This window comes from Streptomyces sp. NPDC056161, from assembly GCF_042268025.1.
Classification (GTDB): Bacteria; Actinomycetota; Actinomycetes; order Streptomycetales; family Streptomycetaceae; genus Streptomyces.
Genome location: NZ_JBHJUV010000039.1, coordinates 25,995 through 42,398, shown reverse-complemented (window position 1 = coordinate 42,398; position 16,404 = coordinate 25,995). Strand labels below are relative to the sequence as shown.

At 71.0% G+C, this 16,404-nt stretch carries 18 protein-coding genes; 10 read left to right on the top strand and 8 right to left on the bottom strand.

All coding sequences use genetic code 11. From position 1 onward, the window contains the following. Positions 1-687: a response regulator transcription factor gene (locus ACFC09_RS30710; RefSeq protein WP_376533604.1), complete on the bottom strand. Its 687-nt coding sequence runs from the start codon at positions 685-687 to the stop codon at positions 1-3. Positions 688-1,018: 331 nt separating this feature from the next. On the opposite strand from ACFC09_RS30710, the gene ACFC09_RS30705 reads away from it, so the two are divergent. The 8 genes from ACFC09_RS30705 to ACFC09_RS30670 all read left to right on the top strand — a co-directional run bounded on the left by ACFC09_RS30705 (position 1,019) and on the right by ACFC09_RS30670 (position 8,277). Then, positions 1,019-1,795 (top strand): amino acid ABC transporter ATP-binding protein, encoded by a 777-nt coding sequence (locus ACFC09_RS30705; protein WP_376533603.1) that lies wholly within the window; start codon positions 1,019-1,021, stop codon positions 1,793-1,795. 333 nt (positions 1,796-2,128) lie between these two features. After that, positions 2,129-2,968 carry a glutamate ABC transporter substrate-binding protein gene (locus tag ACFC09_RS30700; protein WP_376533602.1) on the top strand — a complete coding sequence of 280 codons (840 nt, stop codon included), beginning with the start codon at positions 2,129-2,131 and terminating at the stop codon, positions 2,966-2,968. Positions 2,969-3,042: 74 nt separating this feature from the next. Beyond that, entirely contained in the window at positions 3,043-3,708 is a 666-nt protein-coding gene (locus tag ACFC09_RS30695; RefSeq protein WP_376533601.1) for an amino acid ABC transporter permease, read from the top strand. Further along, positions 3,705-4,607 (top strand): amino acid ABC transporter permease, encoded by a 903-nt coding sequence (locus ACFC09_RS30690; protein ID WP_376533600.1) that lies wholly within the window; start codon positions 3,705-3,707, stop codon positions 4,605-4,607. Before ACFC09_RS30695 ends, ACFC09_RS30690 begins: the two co-directional genes overlap by 4 nt. Positions 4,608-5,374: 767 nt before the next feature. Next, complete coding sequence (locus ACFC09_RS30685; protein ID WP_376533599.1) at positions 5,375-6,988, top strand: FAD-dependent monooxygenase; 1,614 nt, start codon at positions 5,375-5,377, stop codon at positions 6,986-6,988. A 133-nt stretch (positions 6,989-7,121) separates the two neighbouring features. Next, positions 7,122-7,169, top strand: coding sequence for a hypothetical protein (locus ACFC09_RS30680; protein WP_351741692.1), 48 nt, complete (start codon positions 7,122-7,124; stop codon positions 7,167-7,169). 80 nt (positions 7,170-7,249) lie between these two features. After that, the gene (locus ACFC09_RS30675; protein ID WP_376533598.1) at positions 7,250-7,804 is read left to right on the top strand and encodes a cysteine dioxygenase; all 555 of its coding nucleotides are present in this window, start codon (positions 7,250-7,252) and stop codon (positions 7,802-7,804) included. A gap of 101 nt (positions 7,805-7,905) precedes the next feature. Next, positions 7,906-8,277 carry a rhodanese-like domain-containing protein gene (locus ACFC09_RS30670; RefSeq protein ID WP_376533641.1) on the top strand — a complete coding sequence of 124 codons (372 nt, stop codon included), beginning with the start codon at positions 7,906-7,908 and terminating at the stop codon, positions 8,275-8,277. A gap of 208 nt (positions 8,278-8,485) precedes the next feature. On the opposite strand, the gene recX is transcribed toward ACFC09_RS30670, so the two are convergent. Together recX and recA are read right to left on the bottom strand one after the other, a co-directional pair. Continuing rightward, positions 8,486-9,379 (bottom strand): recombination regulator RecX, encoded by an 894-nt coding sequence (recX, locus tag ACFC09_RS30665; RefSeq protein ID WP_376533597.1) that lies wholly within the window; start codon positions 9,377-9,379, stop codon positions 8,486-8,488. Positions 9,380-9,382: 3 nt separating this feature from the next. Continuing rightward, positions 9,383-10,510, bottom strand: a complete 1,128-nt coding sequence (gene recA, locus ACFC09_RS30660; RefSeq protein WP_376533596.1) for a recombinase RecA — start codon at positions 10,508-10,510, stop codon at positions 9,383-9,385. 356 nt (positions 10,511-10,866) lie between these two features. Here recA and ACFC09_RS30655 point away from each other — a divergent pair, with 356 nt between their 5' ends. Next, positions 10,867-11,610: a hypothetical protein gene (locus tag ACFC09_RS30655; RefSeq protein ID WP_376533595.1), complete on the top strand. Its 744-nt coding sequence runs from the start codon at positions 10,867-10,869 to the stop codon at positions 11,608-11,610. A 96-nt stretch (positions 11,611-11,706) separates the two neighbouring features. Here ACFC09_RS30655 and ACFC09_RS30650 read toward each other — a convergent pair whose 3' ends face one another. Further along, the gene (locus ACFC09_RS30650; protein WP_376533594.1) at positions 11,707-12,972 is read right to left on the bottom strand and encodes an AI-2E family transporter; all 1,266 of its coding nucleotides are present in this window, start codon (positions 12,970-12,972) and stop codon (positions 11,707-11,709) included. A 60-nt stretch (positions 12,973-13,032) separates the two neighbouring features. Beyond that, positions 13,033-13,227, bottom strand: a complete 195-nt coding sequence (locus ACFC09_RS30645; protein ID WP_376533593.1) for a DUF3046 domain-containing protein — start codon at positions 13,225-13,227, stop codon at positions 13,033-13,035. 80 nt (positions 13,228-13,307) lie between these two features. Between ACFC09_RS30645 and ACFC09_RS30640 the strand changes: the two genes are divergently transcribed. Then, entirely contained in the window at positions 13,308-14,261 is a 954-nt protein-coding gene (locus tag ACFC09_RS30640) for a hypothetical protein (RefSeq protein WP_376533592.1), read from the top strand. A gap of 55 nt (positions 14,262-14,316) precedes the next feature. On the opposite strand, the gene ACFC09_RS30635 is transcribed toward ACFC09_RS30640, so the two are convergent. The 3 genes from ACFC09_RS30635 to ACFC09_RS30625 all read right to left on the bottom strand — a co-directional run bounded on the left by ACFC09_RS30635 (position 14,317) and on the right by ACFC09_RS30625 (position 16,306). After that, on the bottom strand, positions 14,317-14,625 hold the full coding sequence (locus ACFC09_RS30635) for an AzlD domain-containing protein (protein ID WP_376533591.1): 309 nt from the start codon (positions 14,623-14,625) through the stop codon (positions 14,317-14,319). Positions 14,626-14,699: 74 nt separating this feature from the next. Continuing rightward, a complete protein-coding gene (locus tag ACFC09_RS30630) occupies positions 14,700-15,443 on the bottom strand; it encodes an AzlC family ABC transporter permease (protein WP_376533590.1) in 744 nt (247 codons plus the stop codon). Next, a complete protein-coding gene (locus ACFC09_RS30625) occupies positions 15,440-16,306 on the bottom strand; it encodes an AraC family transcriptional regulator (RefSeq protein WP_376533589.1) in 867 nt (288 codons plus the stop codon). The genes ACFC09_RS30630 and ACFC09_RS30625 overlap by 4 nt, the downstream gene beginning before the upstream one ends. Between the last annotated feature and the right edge of the window lie 98 nt (positions 16,307-16,404).

Below are 16,404 nucleotides of genomic sequence, written 5' to 3'. Positions count from 1 at the left end.
CTACGCGGCCGGGGCGACGAGCCGGTAGCCCACGCCGCGTACGGTCTCGATCAGTGCGGGCATGCGCAGTTTGGCGCGCAGCGAGGCGACGTGCACCTCAAGGGTGCGCCCGGTGCCCTCCCAACTGGTGCGCCAGACCTCGCTGATGATCTGCTCCCGCCGGAACACCACCCCCGGCCGCTGCGCGAGCAGCGCGAGCAGGTCGAACTCCTTGCGGGTCAGCTGGACGACGGTGCCGTCCACCTTGACCTGGCGATTGGGCAGTTCTATCTGCACCGGGCCGAGGCGCAGCGCGCTCTCGCCGCTGGCCGCGGAGTCCTCGTGGACGGTGCGCCGGCTGACGGCGTGGATCCGGGCGAGCAGTTCCCCGGTGTCGTACGGCTTCACCACGTAGTCGTCCGCGCCGAGGTTGAGGCCGTGGATGCGGGAGCGGACGTCGGAGCGCGCGGTGACCATGATCACCGGGGTGTTGGTGCGTTTGCGGATCTTGCCGCACACCTCGTAGCCGTCCTGGTCGGGCAGGCCCAGGTCGAGCAGGACCGCGCCGAAGCCGGGGCCTTCGGGAACGAGCGCCTGGAGCGCTTCCTCGCCGCTGCGGGCGTGCGTGACGTCGAACCCGTGCCGGGCCAGGATCGCGGACAGTGCGGCTGCGACGTGGTTGTCGTCCTCGACGAGCAACAGTCTCATTCCGGCCCCCTCCGGTTCAGCGGTCGTACGGACCCGGTTCGCAACCGGCCCGCAAGAATAAGCTTCCAGGAACAAGATGTCGTCCACGCGCGCGTGGACGAGATCGTGCGTACCAAGTGCAGTCACGCCGATGGAGGATGACGGCGTCAAGGGTGTTCTGGTTACCCAGAGCATCCGTTACTCGGCCGATACGTGACCAGGGCGCAACTGCTACGACACGTGTCCGATTGCTATCGGATTGTGATGCTCAGATTCCCCTCAGATGTGCTGACGGCCATCGCATTGGGTCATTACTGTCCTCCAAAACCGAGGAGGACGGAGCCTGAGAGCGATGACCGAAGTATCGGTGGCCAAGGAAGACGTGGCCGCGACCGGCGATCTGGTCGTCCTGAATAGCGTCAACAAGCACTTCGGCGCGTTGCACGTGCTCCAGGACATCGATCTGACGATCACTCGCGGTGAGGTGGTGGTGGTCATCGGACCCTCCGGGTCCGGTAAGTCGACCCTGTGCCGCACCATCAACCGCCTGGAGAGCATCGATTCGGGCACCATCACGATCGACGGCAAGCCGCTGCCCCAGGAGGGCAAGGAACTGGCCCGGCTGCGGGCGGACGTCGGGATGGTGTTCCAGTCGTTCAATCTCTTCGCGCACAAGACCGTGCTCGAAAACGTGATGCTGGGTCAGGTCAAAGTACGCAGAACGGAGAAGAAGCAGGCCGAGGAGACGGCCCGGACCCTGCTCGACCGGGTCGGCGTGGGCACCCAGGCGGACAAGTACCCGGCGCAGCTCTCCGGTGGTCAGCAGCAGCGCGTCGCCATCGCACGGGCTCTGGCGATGGATCCGAAGGTGATGCTGTTCGACGAGCCGACCTCCGCCCTGGACCCCGAGATGATCAACGAGGTCCTGGAGGTCATGCAGCAGCTCGCCCGAGACGGCATGACCATGATCGTCGTCACCCATGAGATGGGCTTCGCACGCTCGGCCGCGAACCGCGTGGTCTTCATGGCGGACGGCCGCATCGTGGAACAGTCCGCGCCGGACCAGTTCTTCAGCAACCCGCGCAGCGACCGGGCCAAGGACTTCCTGTCGAAGATCCTGCACCACTGACGGCGCCCGCTTGACGGCGCCCGCTCGCCTTCCCGACGACGATCCGGCGCCGCCGGCGCGCGGTCCGGACGGCGGGCGGCACCGTCAGGCGGACCGGATTCCGCTCCGACGACACCGGCCCGCAGCCCCGAGGCCCCGAGGCCGCCGGCACTCAGTTCGGGGACCCGCGAGTCCCCCCGGATCCCGCACGTCCCGACGACTCCGCCGCAGCCCGCACGACCGATCAGTCCCCCACGCACTCCGCACGGCCCGACGACGCCCGCACGCATCCCGCACGGCCGGGGTTCGCCCGCACCGGCGGCCCGCTTCCTCACCACACGAAGGATGTTCAGCATGAAGCTCCGCAAGATCACCGCAGCCTCGGCCGCCGTGCTCGCCCTCTCCGTGGCCGCCACCGCGTGCGGCTCCGACAAGAAGGACGACGGCGGTTCCTCCTCCGGCAACGGCGACAAGATCGCGATCGGCATCAAGTTCGACCAGCCCGGCGTCGGCCAGAAGACCCCGCAGGGCTACTCGGGCTTCGACGTGGACGTGGCCACGTACGTCGCCAAGAAGCTCGGCTACGACGCGAACCAGATCGAGTGGAAGGAGTCCAAGAGCGCCGACCGCGAGACCATGCTCAAGCGCGGTGACGTGGACTTCATCGTCGCCTCCTACTCGATCACCCCGGAGCGCCAGCAGCAGGTGGACTTCGCCGGCCCGTACCTCCTGGCCCACCAGGACGTGCTGATCCGCGCGGACGACAACAGCATCAAGGCGCCCGCGGACCTCAACAACAAGAAGCTGTGCTCGGTGGCCGGTTCGACCTCGGCGCAGAACGTGCACGACACGCTGGCCCCCAAGGCCAAGCTGCAGGAGTACCAGACGTACTCGCAGTGCCTGAGCGGTCTGCAGAACGGGGCCATCGACGCGCTCACCACGGACGACGACATCCTCGCCGGCTATGCCGCGCAGTCCCAGTTCAAGGGCAAGTTCAAGCTCGGCGGCTTCAAGATGACCAACGAGAACTACGGCATCGGCGTCAAGAAGGGCAGCGACCTCAAGGACAAGATCAACAAGGCCCTTGAGGAGATGTCCTCCGACGGTTCCTGGCAGAAGGCCGTGGACGCCAACTTCGGTCCGGCCAACTACAAGAACGAGCCCGCTCCGAAGATCGGCGACATCAAGAGCTGAGGCAGCGCCCGGCCGGTGCGCCGCTCTCGGGGCGGCGCACCCGGGCATCCCTACACGCGGAAGCGCGGGAGATCGTGTTCGACTTTCTTGAAGGTTACGACCTGCTGGGGGCCTTCTGGACGACGGTGCAGCTGACGCTGCTGGCCGCCGTCGGCTCCCTGATCTGGGGCACCTTGCTGGCCGCCATGCGGGTCGGCCCGGTGCCGCTGATGCGCGGTTTCGGCACCGCGTACGTGAACATCGTGCGGAACATCCCGCTCACGGTGATCATCCTGTTCAGCTCGCTCGGCCTCAACCAGACGCTGGGCATCAACCTCGGCTCGGACGACTTCAAGGTCATCAACTTCCGCCTCGCCGTGCTCGGGTTGATCGTCTACACGTCCGCCTTCGTGTGCGAGGCGCTGAGGTCCGGCATCAACACCGTGCCGGTCGGGCAGGCCGAGGCGGCTCGGGCGATCGGCCTCAACTTCACCCAGGTACTGGGCCTTGTGGTGCTGCCGCAGGCTTTCAGGGCGGCCGTCGGCCCGCTGGCCAACGTCCTGATCGCGCTGACCAAGAACACCACCGTGGCAGCCGCGATCGGTGTGGTGGAGGCCGCGTACCTGATGAAGGAAATGGTCGAGAACGAGGCACAGTTGGTGCTGATCTCAGCCGTCATCGCCGTCGGCTTCTGCTGTCTCACGCTGCCGACCGGGCTGATCCTCGGCTGGGTGGGCAAGAAAGTGGCGGTGAAGCGATGAGCTCGGTCCTGTACGACTCCCAGGGCCCGCGCGCCAAACGGCGCAACGTCCTCTACACGGCGGTCTTCGTCGTCGCCCTGGCCGCCGTCCTGTGGTGGGTGTTCAGCACCCTCGCGGACAAGGACCAGTTGGCCTGGGAGAAGTGGAAGCCGTTCCTGAGCGGCACCGAGGCGTACTCGACGTACATCTGGCCCGGCCTGGAGAACACGCTGAAGGCCGCGGCGCTGTCGATGGTCATCGCGCTGCCGCTGGGCGCGGTCTTCGGCATAGCCCGGCTCTCGGACCACGTCTGGGTGCGTGTACCGGCCTCGATCGTGGTCGAGTTCTTCCGGGCGATCCCGGTACTGGTGCTGATGGTCTTCGGACTCGCCCTGTACTCCGAGTACACCGACGTCAGCTCGGACAACCGCCCGTTGTACGCCGTGGTCACCGGTCTCGTGCTGTACAACGCCTCGGTCCTGGCCGAGATCGTGCGGGCCGGTATCCTGTCGCTGCCCCGGGGCCAGTCCGAGGCCGCGATGGCGATCGGTCTGCGCAAGAGCCAGACGATGCGGGTGGTCCTGCTGCCGCAGGCGGTCACCGCGATGCTCCCGGCGATCGTCAGCCAACTCGTGGTGATCGTGAAGGACACGGCAATCGGCGGCGCGGTCCTGACCTTCCCCGAGCTGCTGTCGTCGGCCAACACGATGAGCAGCTACTACGGGGCCAACACGATCGCGTCCTTCACGGTCGTGGCCCTGATCTTCATTGTGATCAACTTCTCGCTCACCTCCTTCGCGGGCTGGCTGGAGCGGCGGCTGCGGCGGGGCAGGAAGTCCACGGGCGTCGTGGTCGGCGCCGGCGAGGTCGACGAACTGGCCGCCCCGGGCGAGCACGGCGACGTAACGAGGGCCGGGTGAGCCGGACGAGGGCCGAGTGAGCCGGACGAGGGCCGAGTGAGCCGGACGAGGGCCGGGTGAGCCGGACGAGGGCCGGGTGAGCCGGACGAGGGCCGAGTGAGCCGGACGAGGGCCGAGTGAGCCGGACGAGGAGCTGAGCGCCCGGTCCCGTGAGCAGTCGGCGTCGGCCCTGTGAGCGGTCGGTCGGGCCCGTGAGCCGCTGGCCGGCCTCGTGAGCAGTCGTCCGGGTCCTTGGGCCGACTGGCGCCTTGGACCGGCGGCGCCTTGAACCGGCGGCAGCTGGGACCGGCCGGCACCTCGTGGCCACTGGCACCTCGTGGCGACTGGGCCCGGCGGCCGGGTCGGCCAGCGAGCCGACTGGGTCTTTGCAGCGACCGGGTCTCCGGGCCGGCGGCGTCCGGGTCTCCGGGCCGGGCGGACCACCGGGTCGACCGGACCGCCAAGTCGAGCGGACCTCCGGCCCAGGCGGACCACCGGGTCAGCCGAACCACGGCTCCGCCGAAGTACGGGGCAGGCCGGACGTATCGGCCGAGGGGACCCGTGAGCGCGGGTAGCCCGGTCAGCCCGGCGATCTCCATCAGTCCCATGAGCCGATGAGCTGACGAAGCGACAACAGTGCGGGGCAGTGGCATGATCGCCACTGCCTCTGGTCACTTGACGCAAACACCGGCAATGGGTTGCATACGTTCTGTGATCGTGCACCCTGCTCCACCTCTCTGTTCACCCACGTCCGTCCAGGCACAGCTGTGGGCAGGGGGCGCCGCGCCGTGGACCCGGTGATCATCGTCGGAGCGGGGCCCGTCGGGCTCACGCTCGCCCTGGCGCTGGCCCGTCAGGATGTGCCGTCCGTCGTTCTGGACGAGGGTCCCGGCACGGACGAACCACGCACCGCGCGCACCGTCGTGCTGCGCGAGGACACCGCCGCGCTGGTGACACGGCTCACCGGCGCGCCGGTCGCCGAGCGCGGGCTGCGCTGGGCCGGATGGCGGTCGCTGCGGCGCAAGCAGGTGATGGGCGAGATCGAGTTCGGCGACACCGAGCCCGGCCCGCTGCATCTCGCACAGCACGTGCTGACCGGCGCCCTGCGCGCCGCGCTCGCGGACGAGCCGCTGGCCAGGCTGGTGCTGAACAGCCGTCTCGACACGATCGAGCAGGAGCCGTCGGGTGTCACCGCGCACACCCGGGACCCGGGCGGCACCTGGTGGCGCGGCAGCTACCTCGTCGGATGCGACGGCCCCCGCTCCACCGTGCGCAAACTCCAGGACATCCGCTTCCCCGGCCGTACGGCGGTGGAGCGGCACGCCGTCGCCGCGCTGCGTGCCGAACTTCCCCGTCCGGACTGGGCGTTGCTGCACCGGCTGCCGCCGTGGCGGGCGTCCGGGCCGTCCGCCGGGGAGGTGACCGCCCGTCCCCTGCCGGACGGTGTGTGGCGCCTGGACTGGCTGCTGCCGCCGGGCAAGGACCTCGTCACGCCCGAACTCCTGGTGGGGCGCGTCCGCGAGACCCTGGCCGGCTGGACGGGCGGCACCACACCGCCGTACGACCTCCTCGACACCGGTGTCCACACGGTCCACCACCGGCTCGCCCGACGGTGGCGCGTGGGCCGGGTCTTCCTCGCCGGGGACGCCGCCCACCTGCTCGGCGCGCTCGGCACCCAGGGCCTCGACGAAGGGCTCCGGGACGTCGACAACCTCGCGTGGAAGCTGGCCTCGGCCTGGCACCACCGCCCGCACGAGGCACTGCTCGACAGCTACCAGGTGGAGCGGCGAGCCGTGGTCGCCGCGCGGCTGCGCGCCGCCGACCAGGTGCTGCCGATACTGCGCGGCGGTGGCGGGCTGCGCTCGTACGTCCCCGGTGTCGCACGCGGCCACGACGCGCTGCTCACCGACGGCCATCTGGGCCGGGGGCCGCTCGGCGCTGCGGGGCTGTACACCGACTCGCCGCTCGCGCCCGGACACCTCGACGCGGAGATCCCGGTCGACACGCCGCCCGGCGCGCAGATCACCGATGTGCGCGTCACCGCGGAGGACGGCACCTTCGTCCGGCTGCGGGACCGACTCGGCCGTGGGGCGCTGCTCGTCGTACTGATCGCGCCGGGCACGGGCGTGTGGGACCGCAAGCACTGGGTGACCGCCGGGGTCATGCCCCGGTTGGCGGCCGCGGTGACCGCACTGCCGCACCCCGCCGAACTGCTGGTCGCCGAGACCTACCCCGGCGCCCCCGCGCACACCGTGCTGCTCGTGCGCCCGGACGGGCACCTGGTCACCGCGCTGGGCGGGGTCCGTCCGGCCGACCTGTACTCGGCCGCGGAGGCGGCGCTGGGCGGCGCGGCCAAGGAGGAGACCGAGGCCACCGCGGGGGCGGGCACCGGCACGCACTGACCACTCTCGCGCGCCCCCCGCGCACTCCCACGCGCCCGTCCACATACCGACGACGAGTTGACCACCGAGCCTGCGCAGTGGTGTACTCCGCTTCGTGATCGACACTTGCGTGCACCTGTGGCGGAGGGTCCATATGGACCTGGTCCGCTATGCGGGCTGTGTGTGTCGCCGCACCTGCTGAAGTCGCATTTCTCCCCCTCATGAGCGCGCCGAGCCCCTGCTGCCGCGCGCTTTTCGCGAACTCTCAACAGGACGGTGTACGTGTCTGTCTCTCCCTCCGCTTCTGTTCCGTCCGCCGCCCCGGCCGCCGGTTCTGCCGCGGCCACACCCACCCAGGCGGACCTGCTCGACTTCGTACGGCGGACCGCCGCCGACACCGAACTGATCGCCTCGCTTCCGCTCGACCCGGAGGGGCGCACCTGGGTGCACCTGGAAGGTCCCGGCGGCAGCGAGGCTTGGCTGATCGGCTGGCCGCCCGGTACCGGTACCGGCTGGCACGATCACGCCGAGTCGATCGGTGCCTTCCTCACCGCGGTCGGCGAGCTGAAGGAGAACTCCCTCGCCGCCCGGCTGCCCACCGACGGCTGGAAGACGCTGGAACTGTCCGACGACGTGGACCGCGAGCGGCGGCTGTCGGCCGGGCGGGGCCGCTCCTTCGGTCGGCACCATGTCCACGAGGTGCTCAACGAGTCCACCGACCGGCATGCCATCTCCGTCCACGCCTACTACCCGCCGCTGCCGCAGATCCGCCGGTACAGCCGCAGCGGCCCGGTACTCCGTCTGGAACAGGTCGAACGCCCCGAGGACTGGCAGTGAGCGGGTCGGCCGGCCACGAGCCGGCGGGCGACGAATCAACAGGCCACAGGTCAGCGGGCCACGGGTCAGCAGGCCCGGACCGAGACGGACGGCCGCTCGGCATCGACGAGTTGCTGACCCAGGTCCGTGCGGGTTACCGGCGGATCGAGCCCCGCGCAGCGTACGAAGCCGCACGGGGCGGGCAGGCCCTGTTGGTCGACATCCGGTACGCGGCACTGCGCGAGCACGACGGGCTGATCCCCGGCGCACTCGTCGTGGAACGCAACGAGCTGGAGTGGCGCCTCGACCCCCAGGGCAGCCACCGTGTACCCGAGGCCACCGGCCACGACCTGCGCGTCGTGGTGATCTGCAACGAGGGTTACGCATCCAGTCTGGCGGCCGCCTCCTTGCACCAGCTCGGCCTGCACCGGGCCACGGACCTGATCGGCGGCTTCCAGGCGTGGCGGGCAGCGGGACTGCCGGTGACGCCCTGATCCATTGACGGACAGTTACACCGGGCCCACGTCAGCGCTCCAAACGCTGACGACCTGGCGCCCCGGCCCTCGGGGCAGCCGAACGGAGCAGCGTCGGCGCTCCTTCCGGTGACGTCCTGACCCGACGACGCCGCCGACTCCCCGCCGCCCGGTGGTGAGACGACTCGGCGGCATGGCCGTCTCGTCTCCTGCCGACCGGTCCGGTGGGTCAGTACCCCTCGCCGTCGAGGAACTCCGTGTCCTCACCCTCTTCCTCCAGTGCCTGTCGGACCACCCGGAGGGCCATGCCCTCGGGGTAACCCTTGCGGGCCAGCATCCCGGCCAGGCGCCGCATCCGCTTGTCCCGGTCGAGGCCGCGGGTGGTGTGCAGCTTCCGGGCAACGAGGTCGCGAGCGGTCGTCTCCTCCCGTTCGGCGTCGACTTGGGCCACGGCCTCGTCGATCAGTGCCGAGTCGACCCCCTTGGTCCGCAGTTCCCGGGCGAGCGCACGGCGGGCCAGCCCTCTGCCGTGGTGCCGGGACTCCACCCAGGCGTCGGCGAATGCGCTGTCGTCGATCAGACCGACCTCCTCGAACCGCGACAGCACCTCCTCCGCGACGTCCTCCGGGATCTCCCGCTTGCGCAGGGCGTCCGCCAGTTGTCTGCGGGTGCGCGGAGTCCCGGTGAGCAGGCGCAGACAGATCGCCCGTGCCTGCTCAGCCGGGTCTCGCGGAGATTCCCCCTGCTCGGCCCTCGACGAGGTGAAGGAATCTCGGTCTTCGCCGGGCGGCTCCCCGAAGCCGCGCCGACGGCGCCCGCGCGAACCACCGCCACGGCGCCCCCCGCCGCGTGGCCCGTAGCCATGGCCCCCGTCATCGTGGTCACCGCCCCCGTGCGGCCCGCCTCCGTGGGACTCGCCGCTGTACGGGGCCGGTGGCTCGTCGGGACCGTAGGCGCCGGTCCCGACGCGGGATCCGCGCCCGAACAGTTGGCCGTCGTCGAACGTGCCCTCGCCGTCCGTACCGTCTCCCGCCCGGGTGGCGGGCCCGACGCCACCTCTCCCCGTCCGCTCCCGGGGAGCGTCGAGGTGTGCGTACTCGGCCCAGTCGGTTCGTCGTGTCACGGGTCAGCTCTTGGCTGCGGCGGCCTTGGGCTTGGTGGCCTTGGCGGCTGCCGGGGCGGGCACCGTCTTCGTCTCGTCGCCCGGAGCGGTGGCGGCTGCCGCGTCCGTGCCCGGCTCGGCGGCGGGCTCCTCCGGCCGTACGCCGACGCCCAGCTTCTCCTTGATCTTCTTCTCGATCTCGTTGGCCAGGTCGGGGTTGTCCTTGAGGAAGTTGCGCGCGTTCTCCTTGCCCTGGCCGAGCTGGTCGCCCTCGTACGTGTACCAGGCGCCGGCCTTGCGGACGAAGCCGTGCTCCACGCCCATGTCGATCAGGCCGCCCTCACGGCTGATGCCCTGGCCGTAGAGGATGTCGAACTCGGCCTGTTTGAAGGGCGGGGCGACCTTGTTCTTGACGACCTTGCAACGCGTGCGGTTGCCGACCGCCTCCGTGCCGTCCTTCAGCGTCTCGATACGGCGGATGTCGATACGCACCGAGGCGTAGAACTTCAGCGCCCGGCCACCGGTCGTGGTCTCCGGTGACCCGAACATCACGCCGATCTTCTCGCGGAGCTGGTTGATGAAGATGGCGGTGGTCTTGGACTGGTTGAGCGCGCTGGTGATCTTCCGCAGCGCCTGGCTCATCAGCCGGGCCTGCAGACCCACGTGACTGTCGCCCATCTCGCCCTCGATCTCCGCGCGCGGGACGAGCGCGGCCACGGAGTCGATGACGATCAGGTCGAGCGCACCGGAGCGGACCAGCATGTCCACGATCTCCAGCGCCTGCTCGCCGTTGTCCGGCTGGGAGAGGATCAGGTTGTCGATGTCGACGCCCAGTTTGCGCGCGTACTCCGGGTCGAGGGCGTGCTCCGCGTCCACGAACGCGACCTGACCGCCGGCCTTCTGCGCGTTCGCCACGGCGTGCAGGGTCAGGGTCGTCTTACCGGAGGACTCCGGTCCGTAGATCTCGACGACACGGCCGCGCGGCAGGCCACCGACGCCGAGCGCCACGTCGAGCGCGGTCGATCCGGTCGGGATGACCTCGATGGGCTCCCTCGACCGCTCGCCCATGCGCATGACCGCGCCCTTGCCGAATTGCCGTTCAATCTGCGCGAGCGCGGCATCGAGTGCCTTCTCGCGATCGGTTGCTGCCATGGGCTCCACCCGGTTTGCTTGAGTCGATCGCTTCACGTCAAAGACGCTAACGCCTGCCACTGACAATGCGTCCCGACGCCGATCCGGCCTGTGGATAACTCCCGCTCTTCTCCACCCGAACCGGGCCGAACCCCCCGTCGAGAACCTCGCCCGGACCTCCATAAGAATAGATGTTCGATTTTCGTGTCAAGCGCACCACCCGGCACTTCCGTCGCGCGGTGCCGCACGGCGACACCGCCCGGACGCACGTCCCTCCCACGGCTGTTGCGCCAGTCGCCGCGCTGCTTCCCACGGCGTACGGCGGGTGTCTTCGACCGGACGACGACCTCGGGCCCGGCGCCCGGGAGCCTTGGCGCATGGATCATCCGCGCCCTGTCGAGCGTCTCTGCCACGCGATCGGCCTGCTTCTCGTCGTCTCCGGCCTCGTGCACCTGGCGGTGTTCGCCGTCGACGGCGGCCCCTGGTACGGCCCCGTCTCCTGGCGCAAGCCCGTCACCTTCGGGCTCTCCTTCGGCGTGACACTGATCGCGGTCACCTGGGTCACCTCGTATCTGCGTATCGGGGAGCGGGCGCGCACCGTGTTGCTCGCCGTGTTCGCCGCCGACTGCGTGGTGGAGGTCGGCGGCATCACCTTGCAGGCATGGCGCCGGGTACCCTCGCACCTCGACATGGAGACGCCCTTCGACACGGCGGTGTCCATGACGCTCGCGGTCGGCGGCGGTGTGCTCGTGGTGCTGCTCACCTTTTTCGCGGCCGTGTCCTTCCGGTACCGGCCGACGGGTCCCGTGGGCATGCCGGCGGCGGTGCGTGCCGGATTCGCCGTCCTGCTCGTGGCGCTGGCCTCGGGCGCCGCGATGATCGCGCGCGGGGTGGTGCTCACCCGGACCGGCCACCAGGAGGCCGCCTACCGTTCGACGGCCCCGCTGAAGCCACTGCACGCGGTGAGCCTGCACGCCGTGCTGGTCCTGCCGGCGCTGGCCTGGCTGTTGTCCCGCACCTCCTGGAGCGACCGGGCGCGGCGGCGGATCGTGGCCGCGGCGATCGGCTGCTACGCGGCCGCGGTCGCCGCGGCCGGGATATGGGCGGTCCTCACCCGTTGAACGCGGCGGACTCCGGGCGGCGGACGCGGCGGACTCCGGGCCGCGCAGTGTTCAGCCCGTCGCGCGGCACCGCGCCCGGGTCCTCGGACGCGGCCCTCAGGCGGAGCCCTCCTCAGGCGCCTCCTCCGGCTCCCCCCGCTCCGCGCGCCGCGTCCACTGCGTCCGCACGCGTGAGAGAAGGCCGGGACCGCTCGGTCCGCGCACCGGGTGACCCTGTACCCGGGGGTCGTCGGTGACGTCGTACCGCTTCACGTACGCGCCCAGGAACGCCTGCAGCGTGGCGACCGCGGGGATGGCGATCAGCGCGCCGACGGCGCCCAGCAGCGCGGTGCCCGCGACGACCGATCCGAAGGCGACCGCGGGATGGATGTCGACGGTCTTCGCGGTGAGCTTGGGCTGCAGCCCGTAGTTCTCGAACTGCTGGTAGATCACGACGAAGATCAGCACCCACAGCGCGTACCAGGGGTCGACCGTGAACGCGATCAGCATGGGCAGCGCACCCGCGAGATACGTGCCGATGGTCGGGATGAACTGGGAGACCAGGCCCACCCATACGCCCAGGACGGGCGCGTAGGGCACGCCCAGGAACTGCAGCAGGACATAGTGCGCGACCCCGGAGACGAGCGCCATGAGACCACGGGAGTACAGGTAGCCGCCCGTCTTGTCCACGGCGATCTCCCAGGCGCGCAGCACCTCCGCCTGGCGGGCGGGGGGCAGCACGGAGCACAGGGCGCGGCGCAGCCGTGGCCCGTCCGCGGCGAAGTAGAACGAGAACAGCGCGACCGTCAGCAGTTGGAACAGGCCGCCGAGCACCTGGGCGGACACGTCGAGCACCCCGGCGGCGCTGGTCTGCGCGTACTTGCGCAGCCAGTCGGAGTGGAGCAGCCCCTCCTGGACGTCGACGCGTCTGACGTCGGTGTGGAAGGTGTTGTTGACCCAGTTGATGACCGAGTCGAGATAGTCGGGGAAGTCCTCGACTATCTTGACGATCTGGCCCGCGAGCATCGAGCCGAGCAGGGTGACGAAACCCGCCGTGAAGATCGCCAGGCCGAGGAAGACCAGGAATGTGGCGAGCCCGCGGCGCATGCCGCGCGAGGCCATCCAGCTCACCGCGGGCTCGATGGCGAGTGCCAGGAAGAACGCGATGAGGATGTTGATCAGCAGGCCGGTCAGCTGGTGAAAGGCCCAGCTGCCCAGTTGGAACGAGGCGATCAGGGCGAGCGCGAGCACCATGGCGCGTGGCAGCCAGCGCGGCATGCGGGCGCCCCGCGCGGTGCTGCCCGCCGGGGGGCGGACGGGCGGCGGCGTGCCGGGCGGGGATGCGTTCCGGGTGATCTGGGCCGTGTCGTCAGTGGATGCCACGGGGCAAGTCTCGCCCACGCCACCGACAGCCCGCTGCCCCACTCCGGTCTTCGTGACCGATCAGCGCTTTTCCCCGGGCACGTCCATGACGGTGCAGACCACGCGCCACACGTCCTTGGCGTCCCAGCCGGCGTCCAGCGCCTGGTGCACCGTACGTCCGCCCAGCTCCGCCATCACGTGATCGCGTGCGAAGGTGTCGGAGTACCCGGGACCGAAATGGTCCGCCATCCGCTGCCAGAAGACCGTCAACCGCATGAATCCAGTATCCCGCCCCTAGGAGTGGGCCCAGCCTGGTACGGCATGCCGGTGACACTTTCCGCCCTACGGTCTGACGCATGGCCGAATCCGGAGCTTCCGCGCTCTCCCCCGCGCCCTCGGTGCGTTCCCCGCTCGTCCATGCCGAGCGCTTCGTCTGGCTCCACGCGCGCGTGCTGGAGCAGCGCCTGTTCGCCCACCGTTTCCTGAACGGCGGCGCCGACCCGGTGGAGCGGGCGTTGGACGCCTACCGCAACGAGGACGGCGGGTACGGCCACGCGCTGGAGCCCGATCTGCGCGGCCCGGTCAGCCAGCCGCTGCACACCGGTCACGCGCTGGGCGTGCTGGACGCCATCGGGCGGTGCGGCGGACAGCGGGTGGAGCGTGTGTGCCGCTATCTGACGTCGGTGTCCACCGCGGACGGCGCCCTGCCGGCGGTCGGTCCCGGCCGGCGTGGCCACCCGACCGCCCCGTACGTCCGGGTCGCGGACCACCCGCCGAGTGATCTTCTCGCCACCGGTCCGGTGGTCGGCCTGTTGCACCGCAACGAGGTGTGGCACGCCTGGTTGTTCCGGGCCACGGACTTCTGCTGGCGGGCCGTGGAGTCGCTGGAGCAGGCCCGTCCCGGTGAGATCGAGGCGGCGGTGGCCTTCCTGGACGCGGTGCCCGACCGCCCGCGCGCGGAGGCGGCCGCCGACCGGCTGGGCCGCCTGGTGCGCACGCAGCGGCTCGCCCCGCCGACCGCCGACCGCTCGCCGGACCGCCGCGTCGGGGCGGGCCACGCCTCCGGTGAGCGGAGCTTCGTGCGTTTCCCGCACGACTTCGCCAGAACCCCGCGCTCCCTCGCGCGCGCGTGGTTCACCGACGGTGAGATGGCACGCTCGCTTGACCTCCTGGCCGCACAGCAGCAGGAGGACGGCGGCTGGCCGAACCGCCGCCCCGAGTGGGCCCCGGGCGCCGCCCTGGAGACCCGCGGTATGGCCACGATCGAGGCCCTGCGGACCCTTCAGGCACACGGCCGCCACGTGGGCTGAGCGGTCCGGGGCAGCCGGACGCGCAGTCCCGGAGCGCGTCCGCGTGCCTGGGCCGTCAGCCGCCCAGGGCGCGCACGCCCGCCGTCACCAGCACGGCCACCGCGACGACGAGCAGGAACGGAGCGCGCAGCAGCAGCGCCACGGCCGCCGCCGCAAGCCCCGCGGCCCGGGCGTCCAGCACGAGCGCGTGCCCGTCGGCGAATGTCTGCTGGGCCGTGAGGGCGGCGAGCAGGGCGACGGGCAGCAGGGCGGCGAGCCGCTTGACGAGCGGCCGCTCCAGGGCGCCCGCGGGCACCAGCAGCCCGGCAAGCTTGACGGCGTAGCAGCCGAGGGCGGTCGCGCCGATGGCTATCCAGGTGTTCAACGTGCTCGTACTCCTTCTGTCATCTGATCCGGCAGGCCGTCACGGACTGCGCGTCGTCACCTTCGAAGGCGTCGTCAGCGCCCGGAGGCGTCGCCGCGGGCAGCCCGTCCCCCGCGGCGGCCCTCCACGAGCAGAACGAGCGGCGCCGCGAGCGCGGCCAGCAGGACCGGTACGCCGGCGGGCAGGACGGGCAACAGGCCGAGCCCCAGGACCACCGCGAGGCCCGCCACGACACGCTCGGTCACCGACGTCAGCATCGGCGCGAGCAGTGCCAGGAAGACGGCGGGTCCGGCCGCGTCGAGGCCCCACGCGTCGGTGTCCCCCATGGCCTTCGCGCCCAGCGCGCCCAGCAGCGTGGTGAGGTTCCACAGCACGTAGAGGCTGAGCCCGGTGACGAGAAACCCGAGACGCGCGGTGCGCCGGGTCGGCTGTGCCAGTGACACCGCGGTGGTCTCGTCGATCACCCAGTGGGCCGCGAACGGCCGCACCACGCGCGCGAGGGCCAGCAGTTGTGACAGCCGCAGCCCGTAGAAGGCGTTGCGCACGCCCAGGAAGAAGGCGCCCGCGGCGGCCGTGAGCGGTCCGCCGCCGGCCGCCAGCGCTCCCACGAGCGCGAACTGGGAGGCGCCGGTGAACACCAGGAGGCTGAGCGCGCAGGTCTGCGGCACGCTCAGCCCGGCCCCGGCCGAGGTCACCCCGAAGGCGAACCCGGACAGCCCTACGGCGATTCCGACGCCGAGGGCGTCCCGGACGACGGCGGAATCGGTCTTGTCCCCGTCCTTGGGGCGTATGTCTGCGAGAGCTGTCTGTTCTGTCACGCCTCGGACGGTACGGTCAGCCGCCACCGCGGGTCTTGTACGTTCTTGCGCTCCCGCTGGTACGCCCCGGGCGGCACGCCGACGATCCGGGTGAAATGACGGTTGAGGTGCGGCTGGTCGGTGAATCCGACGGTGACGGCGGCCTGGGCCGGTGTCGTGCCCGCGTCCAGCAGGCGCCGCGCCCGGCGCACCCGGGCGTCGGTCAGCCAGGCGTGCGGCGGCATGCCGTAGGCGTCGCGGAACGCCCGCAGCAGGGCGAAGGGGCTGGTACCGAGGTCGGCGGCGAGCTGTTCCAGCGTGGGCGGCTCGGCCATCCGGTCCTCCAGCACGGCACGCGCGCGTACGGCGATCCGGGCGCCGGCCGTACGCACCTCGCGCCGTGGCATCGGTCCGCCGTTCAGCCGCAGCAGCCGGGTCACGGCCACCCGGAGCAGGGTGTCGGCGGCCAGCGCGTTGCCCTCGTCGGCGGCGCGGAGCACCTGGTGGACGAGGCCGGCCGCATAGGGATCGTCGAGGACGGCGCTGACGAAGCCGGGGGTGCCGCGGATCCCGGTGGTCTCGGCCGCTATCCCGGCCACCAGGTCGGGCAACGGGTAGACCGCGCCGTACCGCCAGCCCTCGGGGACGCCCGCCCGGCCGGTGTGCGAGGTGTCCGGGTTGACCAGCGCCAGCGATCCGGCGCCGACGTACACGTCGGACCCGCGGTGGTGGAACACCTCGACACCGTCCGCGACGGCCGCGATCACGTAGTGCTCGTGGGTGTGCCGGACGAAGGTCTTGCGGACGTAACGGGCGCGCAGCAGGTCGACACCGGGCAGTTCCTCGTACTGCCAGTGCCGTGCCAGCTCCGCCGGTCCCGTCATGGGAGCATTCTCCGCCACACCGGCCCCAGCACCCGCCGCCGACCGCCGGACACCCCGGCCGACGACGTCTACGCAGGTCAGAGCGATTGTCAGTGCTC

Excerpts from the sequence above, each read along its gene's own strand:
- ACFC09_RS30710 (WP_376533604.1), bottom strand. The coding sequence starts at position 687 with ATGAGACTGTTGCTCGTCGAGGACGACAACCACGTCGCAGCCGCACTG.
- ACFC09_RS30705 (WP_376533603.1), top strand. The coding sequence starts at position 1,019 with ATGACCGAAGTATCGGTGGCCAAGGAAGACGTGGCCGCGACCGGCGAT.
- ACFC09_RS30700 (WP_376533602.1), top strand. The coding sequence starts at position 2,129 with ATGAAGCTCCGCAAGATCACCGCAGCCTCGGCCGCCGTGCTCGCCCTC.
- ACFC09_RS30690 (WP_376533600.1), top strand. The coding sequence starts at position 3,705 with ATGAGCTCGGTCCTGTACGACTCCCAGGGCCCGCGCGCCAAACGGCGC.
- recA (WP_376533596.1), bottom strand. The coding sequence starts at position 10,510 with ATGGCAGCAACCGATCGCGAGAAGGCACTCGATGCCGCGCTCGCGCAG.
- ACFC09_RS30655 (WP_376533595.1), top strand. The coding sequence starts at position 10,867 with ATGGATCATCCGCGCCCTGTCGAGCGTCTCTGCCACGCGATCGGCCTG.
- ACFC09_RS30645 (WP_376533593.1), bottom strand. The coding sequence starts at position 13,227 with ATGCGGTTGACGGTCTTCTGGCAGCGGATGGCGGACCATTTCGGTCCC.
- ACFC09_RS30640 (WP_376533592.1), top strand. The coding sequence starts at position 13,308 with ATGGCCGAATCCGGAGCTTCCGCGCTCTCCCCCGCGCCCTCGGTGCGT.
- ACFC09_RS30625 (WP_376533589.1), bottom strand. The coding sequence starts at position 16,306 with ATGACGGGACCGGCGGAGCTGGCACGGCACTGGCAGTACGAGGAACTG.